Origin of the sequence: Paenirhizobium daejeonense (genome assembly GCF_014280875.1) — a bacterium.
GTDB classification, from domain to species: domain Bacteria; phylum Pseudomonadota; class Alphaproteobacteria; order Rhizobiales; family Rhizobiaceae; genus Allorhizobium; species Allorhizobium daejeonense.
Genome location: NZ_JACLAL010000016.1, coordinates 37,319 through 47,912, shown reverse-complemented (window position 1 = coordinate 47,912; position 10,594 = coordinate 37,319). Strand labels below are relative to the sequence as shown.

The following is a 10,594-nucleotide window of genomic DNA, read 5'->3' as shown; positions in this document are numbered from 1 at the left end:
CGATCTTTTCCGTCTGGGCGGCGTTGTCCGCGTTCTGCTTGATATTGGCAGCCATCTGCTCCATCGAAGCAGAGGCCTCTTCAGCAGAAGCCGCCTGTTCCGTCGCACCCTGCGAAAGCTGCTCCGAGCTCGCCGAAAGCTCCTGGCTACCGGACGATACGTTGTCAGACGCGGAAAGCGCGTCACCGACCACGCCACGGAGGCGCTCCACCATTTCATTAACGTAGGTCAGAAGGTCACCGACTTCATCGCGAGTGGTGACCTGCGCCGTGCTGGTCAGATCGCCTTCAGCAACGCGACGGACGGCAGTCACGGCGCGCAAGAGACCCCGGCTGATCGTCAGCGACAGCCAGATTGCGGCAATGAGCGCGATGGCAAAGGCTACGGCGGCCACGGTCAGCAGCAGGGTACGTGTCTGCTCGTAACTATGGGCTGCATCTACCTGCGCCCTTTCCATGTTGGCGACGGCCTGGTCTTGCAGCTTGATGGCGAGTTCGCGCAACGGCAGCGAGACCTTGCCCAGTTCGACAGTCGCGTAGGCAAGTGCCGAGTCACGACCCTGCGTCTTGTGGATCTGCTCGATCTTCTTCGTCACTTCACCGAGAGCTTTGGTGGTGGTCTGCAGTTCGAGCCACATTGGGCGACCTTCCTCGCTGGCGTTCGGAAGACCCTTCTCGATGACGTCAGCGAGGTTCTGCGTGCGCTGCTCTGCGTTGCGGTAGTCGGCTTCCGTTTCTTCCGCCGTCGCGCGCAGCAAGGCGTTACGCTGGGCGCGAATCTGTTCGGCCTGTTCGATATTGACCTGCATGGCGTATTGCAGCTGCCTTGCGGGCCCCTTGATGACGGAATCGAGCGCCTGATTGAGGCTGGAGAGGCTGGTGACCGCATAAAAAGCGACACCGGCAAGCAATATAATAACTGCCGAAAAGGCCAGTGCGAGTTTCAGTTTAATGGTGAAGCGCATGAAGGCGGAATCCTTGTGTCACGCGGACAGATTGGCGAGGTGGAGGTGGGAGCGGTCGACCTTCTGGGAAAAGATCGCTTCCAGATTGGGCAGAATGATAAAATCGCTGTCCCTCTTCACCAGGCAGTGAATGAAGTCGGGACGCCAACGCATGCCGACGCTTGGCGGCGGCTCGCTGGAGGCGCGATTGAGTGTGGTGACTTCATTCACCTTGTCAGTCCGGACGCCGACCAAGGTCGGTTCGCCCTCGATATCCAGTTCGATCACGATGATCCGGCTATCGATCGTAGGCTGTGTGGCTTCCATGCCAAATGCGAGTCTTATGTCCGCGAGGGGGATAACCTTCCCGCGGAAATTGATGACGCTGCCGACAAATGGTCGGCTCCCCGGCACCGCCGTTTCCGGCAGGAGATCGAGAATTTCCTGAACGATGACCGCATCGAAAGCGAACGTCTCGCCCGCCAGTTCGAAGGTCAGGACTTCCGCTTCGTCGGCTTCGCCCCAATAACCGGTCGTTACCATCTTCAGTGCTCCGCTCATCCTGCCGCGCGCAACTGCGCCTCCTGATGTTGACCCGAGGCCACCAGATGGGTGACGTCCAGGATAAGGGCGACGCTGCCATCCCCGAGGATCGTTGCGCCGGAGAAGGTCGCCACGTCATGATGCAGCTTCGACAATGACTTGATGACCGTCTGGTGGTCGCCGATGATCTGGTCAACCACCAGGCCGACGCGTTCTGTGCCGGTCGAGATGACGACGATCTTCTGGAAGGGATCAGGCTTGGTGCCGGTGTGGAAAAGCTCGCGAAGCCGGATAAACGGCACGAGGCTTTCCCTCAGCGAGATGAAACTGCGGCCACGCGAACGCATGTCGTCCTCGACCGAAAGTTCGAGGCACTCCTCGACTGCCGAAAGCGGAATGACGTAAGGCGCATTGCCGACCCGCACCAGAAGACCATCAATGATTGCGAGCGTCAGTGGAATGCGCAGCGAGATCTCCGAGCCTTCGCCCGGCGTGCTGGTCATTTCGATCGTGCCGCGAAGCGCCTCGACTGTCTTTTTCACGACATCCATGCCGACGCCGCGACCGGAGAGGTTGGTGATCGTCGCAGCCGTCGAGAAGCCAGGCTGGAAGATCATCTGCAACAGTTCCTGATCCGACAATGTCGCTCCCGGCTGGACGAGGCCGGAAGATTCAGCCTTGGCCCTGACACGGGTACGGTCGATACCGCGGCCATCGTCCCTGATGGTGATGATGACTTCGCCGCCCGACTGATGCGCGGAAAGGATGATCCGACCGGTTTCGGCCTTGCCGGCGTTTCGGCGATCTTCGGGCAGTTCCAAACCATGGTCGATGGAGTTGCGAACCAGATGCACCAGGGGATCGGCCAGCCGATCGATGACGGTCTTGTCGACTTCCGTCGTCTCCCCTTCGGTGACCAGATCGATCTTCTTGCCCGTCTCTCGGGAAAGATCATGTACCAGACGGCGGAAGCGACCGAAAAGGCTTGCCACCGGCATCATGCGCAGAACCATCATCGTATCGCGTAGTTCGCCCGACAGGCGTTCGATATCTTCAGAAACCGCACGCAGCTGGATTTCCATCGTCGCATCGGCAAGCTGCGAAAGGCGCGACTGGGCGATCACCAGTTCGCCCACCCGATCCATCAGCTCGTCGAGCCGTTCGGCGGGAACGCGCACGTTTTCCGCAGCCTTCGCCTGCTGCTGCGGCTTGTTATCGGTGGCAGACGTCGTGGCTTCGGCTGCCTTGGCGGGAGCCTGGGGAGCCTGAGCTACCGGCTGTGCGATAGCGGGCGATGCAGGAACCGGTGCCTTGGCCGCGACCGGCTCGGGAGCCTCATCCTTGAGGCGCTCGATCGACAATTCCATATCGTCCATGACGAAAATGAAAACATCCTCGATCGCTTCGCGTCCGCCCTGTGTAACGAGATGGACATCCCAAGCGAGATGCATTTCCGTCGGTACGAGCGCGTCGAGCGGGGGAACCTTGCTTGTGTCGGCAACAATCCGGCACTCGCCGAGATCGCGCAATTCGTCGAGCAGGCCGAGCGGGTTCGTGCCATTCGCCATGGAATCCCGCGGCAGACTGAAACGGATGCGCCAAGCGCCCCCTGTTTCCTTGTCCTGCTGCACCGCTTGTGTGGCAGCTGTTACGGGTGTTTCGGCGACCGATCCGCCCGAACCGGCGACGGCCGCGTGCAATACGGCGAGAAGTTCGGCACTCTTTTCCTCGTGATCGCCGTTCGGCGTCTCGAGCAGAGTCCGCATATGGTCCTGTGCGGCAAGAACGGCAGCCACGAGTTCCTGGGTGGCGGGCACATCGCCCTTGCGCACGCGGTCGAATGCCGTTTCACAGTGATGAGTGAAGGCCGCCAGCGCGTCGAAGCCGAACATCGCACCGGACCCCTTCAGGGTGTGCAGACCTCGAAAGACCGCATCGATCTGGTCCCTGTCGTCCAATCGGCTGGTGAGGTCGAGCAACCCCGCCTCGACCTGTTCAAGCAATTCAGTCGCTTCCATCAGGAAGACTGCGATTGGATCGACATCTGTCATCTGCCAAGGACCTTCTTTGCAACCTTCACGAGGTTTTCGGGATCGAAAGGCTTGGTAAGCCAGCCGGTTGCACCGGCGGCCTTAGCCTGCTGCTTGATGTCACCATCGGATTCGGTTGTGAGGAAGATGATCGGGATACCGGTGTTGGCAGGGACCTTGCGCAGTTCCCTGATCATGGTCAGCCCGTCCATGTTTGGCATGTTGAGATCGGTAATGATGAGGTCGAACTGCCCGCCGTTCACCTTGGCAAGGCCATCGGTTCCGTCGACGGCTTCAGTCACCTGATAGCCTGCATTGGTCAGCGCGATGCGTGTGGTCAGTCGAACGCTTGCGGAGTCATCCACCGTAAGAATTTTGGCGCTCATCGAAGGTCTCCTCCATTGAGCCAGAAACTGGATGTTGCGGATTTGGGATCATCGAGAAGGCCAGCCCGATCGAGAACATCGAGAAGCCTGTCGCTTGCCGGATGGCTCAGAGCCAGGGATTTGCCGCGACCAGCGGCATAAGTGCGTGCAGCCTCGATCAACTGCACGAAACTGACATCTACGTCCGCACTCCCTGCTATTTCCAGCGAAATGCGATCGTTAATACAAATGAAATCTAATAAATCCTTATGAATATCTGTCGCGTTTCGGATCGTACATGGACCATCCAGTTTAAATATTGCGGCACCGGGCGACATCGTTTCTCCAAGCATGCGAAGCAGTTACTGCATTGCAAAACGCTCGCATCGGACGGTTAATGTCTCGTAAACGGACTGGGATGAATTTTAACTCCCCGATATTCGTTAGATTTTGATCAAAGTCGAAAAGCCGACTTTTACCAATGGCGACAAATATGTCCCCCCGTTGTGGATGACTTAAACTTCTTCGGGCAGCATGGCCTCGGTTGTCCAAAAGCCACCGAAATAGTGAGTAGCCAAATTCGACTTTCAAAAGAGCGCAGGATTTCAAAATGCGCCGAGAAGACCTGAAACGGGCGGGGATTAGACAGAATGCAGCACGCCAGACTGACCCATAACTTCGCAGCTCCCACCACCAGCACGATTTCGACGGATCTCGAGCAGGCCCGCACGGCCATCGAAAAACGCTTTCTCGAGGGCGGCACCATCCTGCTTTCGGTGCTGGAATCGATCGACAAGCTGGCGGCGACGCTGGATGCAGTAACCGGCGCGCTTGACGGTGGCAGCGCCGATGCCACAGGCCGTGAACTCAAGGCGACCATGACGGAGCTTTCGGCGCTCCCCGAGCGGGAAAGCCGCCGGCAGACGGCGCTCGCCACCATTTCAACGATCGAGAAGGGTCTGCGCGACAAGGTCGTGACGATGCGCGAGACGCTGCGCTACCTGCGCACCTTCGCCATCACCGCCAAGATCACCGGCGCCGGCATCGCAGATTTTGCCGGCTTTGCCGAGGAAATCATCGAGCGCATCCAGTATGGCGCAAACCAGGTCGACAAATTTGCCGAGACGCTCGACCAGCTCGGCAAGCGCCTCGATCCGGCAGCGGCCCGCGGCAGGGAGATCCTGCAGCAGTTCGAAACCGTGGTTCCCGGCATTGTCAAGGATCTTGCCCAGAGTAGCGAACTCCTGACCGAGCAGCACCGCACGCTCGGCGCCACCGCCCAGCGTGTGCGCAAGCTTGCAGGCGGTGTGCAGATGAAACTTGCAACCGTGCTTTCCGCCATGCAGATCGGCGATATTTCCCGACAGCGCATCGAGCATTGCCAGTCGGCCTTCGCGATCCTTGGCGATTATCTCGAAACCGGCGAGGGACGCTCGCTTTCCGAGGACCAGAAAAACAGGCTTTCGCTCGCCATCACCTGTCTGGTCGCCCGCCAGCTCGAACAGACGAGCGGAGATTTCGGTCGCGACACGACGAAGATCGTCAACACCATGGGAAGCTTCAGCGGCGATATCGGCGAAATGCTGTCGCTACGCGACCTGATGGCCGGGAACGGCGAGAGCGGCAACAGCCGGGCAATCCGGCAGCTGGAACAGAACGTGGCCGCGGCCCAGCAGATCGTGACAACCGTGGAGGCGGCATCGCTCGAAGCAACCGACCTCAGCCGCAGCACCGCCGAACTGGTCGGCGAACTGGTGTCCGGCATCGAGATCGTCCGCGTGGTGCGCACAGATATCCAGTATATGGCGCTGAACACCAACCTTCGCTGCAGCCGCATCGGCGAGGAAGGCCGCGCCATCAATGTGGTGACGGCGGAACTGCGCAATTTCGCCGGCCAGATGGACGAGACGGCGGAAGCGATCCTGACCGCGCTGCACGCGCTTCAGGAGGCAGCTGCCGAAATGGCCGAGGGAACCGACGGTTCCGACGGGGAGGCTAACCTCGGCCAGCGCCTGCATTCGGCGGCATCGCGCATCCAGAGCGCGGGAGACGGCATGGAGAAGGATCTTGCCCGCCTTGGCGAGGACGGACGCGACGCCGCCGAGCGCATGGAAAAGGCCATGGTCCAGCTCGATTACAAGGCGGAGCTCGGCGATATTCTCGAACGCTGCGCGGATGAGATTGCCGAGGCAGCCCAGGGCGCCCAGCCGGATCTTTCAGATCTCGGCCCTGCCATCGAGGGCATCGGCAGCCAGATCTACCGCACCTACACCATGGTCGCCGAACGCGAAATTCACGCCGCCGTTCTTCCGCTTCCAGCAACTGCAACCGCTCCGGTCGCTGCAGCTTCATCCGCGGATGACGATGAGGATCTCTTCGAATCCGCCTTCTTCTGAGGCATTTCGAACAAGAGACTGAGTCATTTGCGGGACCTGCATTATCGGATGCAGGTCCCGCATTCGTTTTACACCCGGAGGACACTGGCGGGACAATCACCTCCACCCTATGTGAAACAGGATGATCAAGCCGGAAGCCCTCCTCCACCCGACGCCGGAAGGCCTCTACTGCCCATCCGGCGATTTCCACGTCGATCCGGTCCGACCGGTTTCGCGGGCACTGATCACGCATGGCCATTCCGACCACGCACGGCCCGGTCACGAAAAAGTGCTCGCCACCCGACAGACGCTCGACATCATGCGCATTCGCCTCGGGCCGGATTTCTGTCACAGCGAACAGGCGATTGCATTTGGCCAATCCCTGGATGTGAACGGCGTCACCGTCAGCTTTCATCCCGCCGGCCATGTACTGGGATCAGCCCAGATTGCGATCGAGAAAGAAGGGACGCGAATCGTCGTTTCCGGCGATTACAAGCGCAGCAGCGATCCCACCTGCGCGCCGTTCGTGCCGGTCGCATGCGATGTCTTCATTACCGAAGCCACCTTCGCGCTTCCGGTCTTTCATCACCCCGATCCCATGCGGGAAATCGGCAGGCTCATCACCTCGCTCTCGCAGTTTCCGGATCGCAGCCATCTGGTCGGCGCCTACGCGCTGGGCAAGGCGCAGCGGGTGATCTCGCTCATTCGCCGCGCAGGATATGACGAGCCGGTCTATATCCACGGCGCACTCGCCCGGCTCAGCGAGTATTATACGAGCGAGGGCATTCCGCTTGGCGAAATCAGGCCGGCGACCGACGATGCGATGGCCGCGGACGGATTTCGTGGCAAGGTCGTCATCGGTCCGCCATCCGCCTTCAATGACCGCTGGGCGCGCCGCTTTCACGATCCGTTGTCGATCTTCGCCTCCGGCTGGATGATGATCCGCCAGCGCGCCAAGCAGCGGGGCGTCGAGTTGCCGCTCGTCATTTCCGATCATTGCGACTGGCCGGAACTGACCGCGACGATTCGGGAGATCGCACCCGAGCAGGTCTGGGTGACCCATGGCCGCGAGGAGGCGCTGGTCCGCTGGTGCGAGCTGAACGGTATCGCGGCCCGGCCGCTGCATCTTGTCGGTTATGAGGACGAGGGGGATTGACTGCGTCATGAAAGCCTTCTCCGACCTGCTCGACCGCCTCGTTCTGACGCCCGCGCGCAACGGCAAGCTGACGCTGCTCACCGACTATTTCCGCGATACCCCCGATCCCGACAGGGGTTACGGGCTCGCCGTTCTCGCCGGTACGCTCGACCTTGCCAATGTGAAGCCGGCTCTCCTGCGCGAGCTGGTGCTGGAGCGGATGGATGAGGAGCTGTTCCGCTATTCCTACGATTACGTCGGGGACCTCGCCGAAACCATCTCGCTGGTCTGGGATGGCGACCGACTGGTGCAGCGTTCGCCGGCAAACCAGCCCCGGCTTTCCGAGGTGATCCATGCCCTGCAGACCGCCAGCCGCAGCGACACGCGCAGCGTCGTCCGGGGGCTTCTCGACGCGCTCGACACATCCGGCCGTTTCGCCTTTCTGAAGCTGGTGACCGGTGGCCTGCGGATCGGTGTATCGGCCCGCCTTGCCAAGCAGGCACTTGCGCAACTCGGCCAGAAGGACGTGACCGAGATCGAGACGCTCTGGCATGGGCTCGATCCGCCCTATGAGCCTTTATTCGCCTGGCTGGAAGGCCGGGGTGAGAAGCCGGTTCTTGCGACGCCGGCGATCTTTCACTCGGTCATGCTGTCCAATCCCGTCGGCGACCGCGATCTGGAGGGTCTGAACCCGAAAGACTTCGCCGCCGAATGGAAATGGGACGGCATCCGCGTGCAGCTTTCCCATTTCGGCGGAAGGCGAAAGCTCTATTCCCGTTCAGGTGACGACATTTCCGCATCCTTCCCGGATGTACTGGAGGCCGCCGAGTTCGAAGGCGTGATCGACGGCGAACTCCTGATCGGTGGGACCCTGCGCTCGAATGAGCCGACCCGTACCTTTTCCGACCTGCAACAACGGCTGAACCGCAAGACCGTTTCCAGCAAGATGATCCGCGACTACCCGGCCTTCATCCGGGCCTATGACATGCTCTTCGATCGCGACGCCGACATTCGCGGCGAGACATTTCTCGACCGGCGGCAGCGGCTCACCCGCATGATCGAGAATGCCGCACCGACGCGTTTCGACCTTTCACCGCTCGTGCCCTTCTCCTCCTGGGAAGAACTCGACCGTCTGCGCTCCACGCCTCCCGATCCCGTGATCGAGGGCGTGATGATCAAGCGGCTCGACAGCAGCTATCAGGCCGGGCGCGCCAAGGGGCCGTGGTTTAAATGGAAACGAGACCCGATGAATGCCGACGCCGTGCTGATGTATGCGCAGCGCGGCCACGGTAAACGTTCGAGCTACTATTCCGATTTCACCTTCGGGGTGTGGACCGCGGACCCGGAACAGGGGGACATGCTCGTTCCCGTCGGCAAGGCCTATTTCGGTTTTACCGATGAGGAACTCGAAGTCCTCGACCGCTACGTTCGCAACAACACCGTCGATCGGTTCGGCCCGGTGCGAGCGCTTCGCGCCGAGCCCGATCACGGCTTCGTCGTGGAAGTGGCCTTCGAAGGCATTTCACGGTCCGGCCGGCACAAGTCGGGCGTGGCCATGCGGTTCCCCCGCATCGCCCGGCTGAGGCAGGACAAGCTGCCGTGCGAGGCCGACCGGCTGGAAACGCTGGTCGCCATGATCAACAGGGCAAGCTGAGTGTCAACGCCGCTTGGTCAGGCAGCGGGAGACGCTGTCATGCCAACCGGCGATTGCAGTGAGCCGCTCGGCCTCGGGCATGACGGGTTCGAAACGGTGATCACGACGCCAATGCTCGGCGAAGCCCTGGCGATCCGGCCAGATGCCGGCGCGGGAACCGGCGAGCCATGCGGCGCCCAACACCGTGGTTTCCAGGATCACCGGCCGGTCGACCGGGCTTGCCAGGATGTCGGCGAGCCGCTGCATGGTCCAGTCGGAGGCGACCATGCCGCCATCGACGCGCAGCACCGTCTTGTCGGCCGCCCCCTTCCAGTCCTTCTTCATCGCCTCCAACAGGTCGTGGGTCTGGTAGGCGACGCTTTCCAGCGCCGCGCGGGCGAATTCTTCCGGCCCGGTGCTGCGCGTCAGGCCGAAGATCGCGCCGCGCGCTTCCGCATCCCAGTAGGGAGCGCCAAGGCCGGTGAAGGCAGGCACGAGGTAGACGCGCTGGTTAGGGTCCGCCTTCATGGCCAGCGCGCCCACCTCGGATGAAACGCCGATGAAACCGAGTTCATCGCGCAACCACTGCACCGCCGCACCGGCGATGAAGATCGAGCCTTCCAGCGCATAGGTCGTCACCCCGTCCAGCCGATAGGCGATGGTCGTCAGCAGCCGGTTCGACGAGGCGACCCGGTCGGTGCCCGTGTTGAGCAGCGCGAAGCAGCCGGTGCCATAGGTGGATTTCATCATGCCCGGCTCGAAGCAGGCATTGCCGATCACCGCCGCCTGCTGATCGCCGGCAACGCCCAGAATGGGGATAGCGACCCCGAAAATCGCCGGATCGGTCACGCCGAAATCGGCGGCGCAATCCTTGACCTCCGGCAGCATGGCGGCGGGAATGCCGAGGATCGACAGCAACTCGTCGTCCCAGCGGTTTTCGCCGATATTGTAAAGAAGGGTTCGGGAGGCGTTCGTGGCATCGGTGACATGCACCTTGCCGTCCGTCAGCTTGTAGATGAGCCAGCTATCCACTGTGCCGAAGCAGACCTCGCCAGCCTCGGCGCGGGCGCGCAGTCCCTCGACATTCTCCAGCAGCCAGGCAAGCTTGGTGCCGGAAAAATAGGGGTCGAGCAGCAGGCCGGTCTTTTCGGTAAACTTCGGTTCGAGACCTTTTTCCTTCAACTCCTCGCAGAAACGGGCCGTGCGGCGGTCCTGCCAGACGATCGCGCGATGCATCGGCTCGCCGGTCCTGCGGTCCCAGACGACGGTCGTTTCGCGCTGGTTGGTGATGCCGATCGCGGTGATGTCGGCAGCGGATACGCTTGCCTTGGCAAGCGCTGTTCGAACGGTTGCGAGAACGCTTCGCCAGATTTCCTCGGCGTCGTGTTCCACCCAGCCGGAGGACGGAAAATGCTGCGTGAATTCCTGCTGCCCCACGCCGGCGATCGTCATGTCTCCATCGAAGACCACGGTGCGGCTGGATGTGGTTCCCTGGTCGATGGCGAGGATGTAACCACCCATGGAATTCGCTCCCTTTCGCATGACAGGTGAAACCAGATCGCCTGCCTTG

Annotated in this window: 9 protein-coding genes; 3 read left to right on the top strand and 6 right to left on the bottom strand. The window is 61.3% G+C overall.

Translation table 11 applies throughout. The features are described 5' to 3' along the window. The 5 genes from H4I99_RS24020 to H4I99_RS24000 form a co-directional block, all read right to left on the bottom strand. A partial coding sequence (locus H4I99_RS24020) for a HAMP domain-containing protein (protein ID WP_186663409.1) occupies positions 1-964 on the bottom strand: 964 nt, incomplete at its 3' end. Positions 965-982: 18 nt separating this feature from the next. After that, positions 983-1,486 carry a chemotaxis protein CheW gene (locus H4I99_RS24015; RefSeq protein ID WP_244625288.1) on the bottom strand — a complete coding sequence of 168 codons (504 nt, stop codon included), beginning with the start codon at positions 1,484-1,486 and terminating at the stop codon, positions 983-985. A 14-nt stretch (positions 1,487-1,500) separates the two neighbouring features. Next, positions 1,501-3,537 (bottom strand): chemotaxis protein CheA, encoded by a 2,037-nt coding sequence (locus H4I99_RS24010; RefSeq protein WP_163902560.1) that lies wholly within the window; start codon positions 3,535-3,537, stop codon positions 1,501-1,503. Then, the gene (locus H4I99_RS24005) at positions 3,534-3,902 is read right to left on the bottom strand and encodes a response regulator (protein ID WP_099056040.1); all 369 of its coding nucleotides are present in this window, start codon (positions 3,900-3,902) and stop codon (positions 3,534-3,536) included. Before H4I99_RS24005 ends, H4I99_RS24010 begins: the two co-directional genes overlap by 4 nt. Beyond that, positions 3,899-4,219: an STAS domain-containing protein gene (locus H4I99_RS24000; protein WP_163902558.1), complete on the bottom strand. Its 321-nt coding sequence runs from the start codon at positions 4,217-4,219 to the stop codon at positions 3,899-3,901. Before H4I99_RS24000 ends, H4I99_RS24005 begins: the two co-directional genes overlap by 4 nt. Positions 4,220-4,531: 312 nt before the next feature. Here H4I99_RS24000 and H4I99_RS23995 point away from each other — a divergent pair, with 312 nt between their 5' ends. From H4I99_RS23995 to H4I99_RS23985, 3 genes are all read left to right on the top strand, one after another. After that, positions 4,532-6,277 carry a methyl-accepting chemotaxis protein gene (locus tag H4I99_RS23995; RefSeq protein WP_163902556.1) on the top strand — a complete coding sequence of 582 codons (1,746 nt, stop codon included), beginning with the start codon at positions 4,532-4,534 and terminating at the stop codon, positions 6,275-6,277. A 124-nt stretch (positions 6,278-6,401) separates the two neighbouring features. Then, a complete protein-coding gene (locus tag H4I99_RS23990) occupies positions 6,402-7,412 on the top strand; it encodes a ligase-associated DNA damage response exonuclease (RefSeq protein ID WP_163905991.1) in 1,011 nt (336 codons plus the stop codon). A 7-nt stretch (positions 7,413-7,419) separates the two neighbouring features. Further along, positions 7,420-9,045 carry a cisplatin damage response ATP-dependent DNA ligase gene (locus H4I99_RS23985; RefSeq protein WP_163902554.1) on the top strand — a complete coding sequence of 542 codons (1,626 nt, stop codon included), beginning with the start codon at positions 7,420-7,422 and terminating at the stop codon, positions 9,043-9,045. Between the two features lie 3 nt (positions 9,046-9,048). Here H4I99_RS23985 and glpK read toward each other — a convergent pair whose 3' ends face one another. Then, complete coding sequence (gene glpK, locus H4I99_RS23980) at positions 9,049-10,545, bottom strand: glycerol kinase GlpK (RefSeq protein ID WP_163902553.1); 1,497 nt, start codon at positions 10,543-10,545, stop codon at positions 9,049-9,051. Between the last annotated feature and the right edge of the window lie 49 nt (positions 10,546-10,594).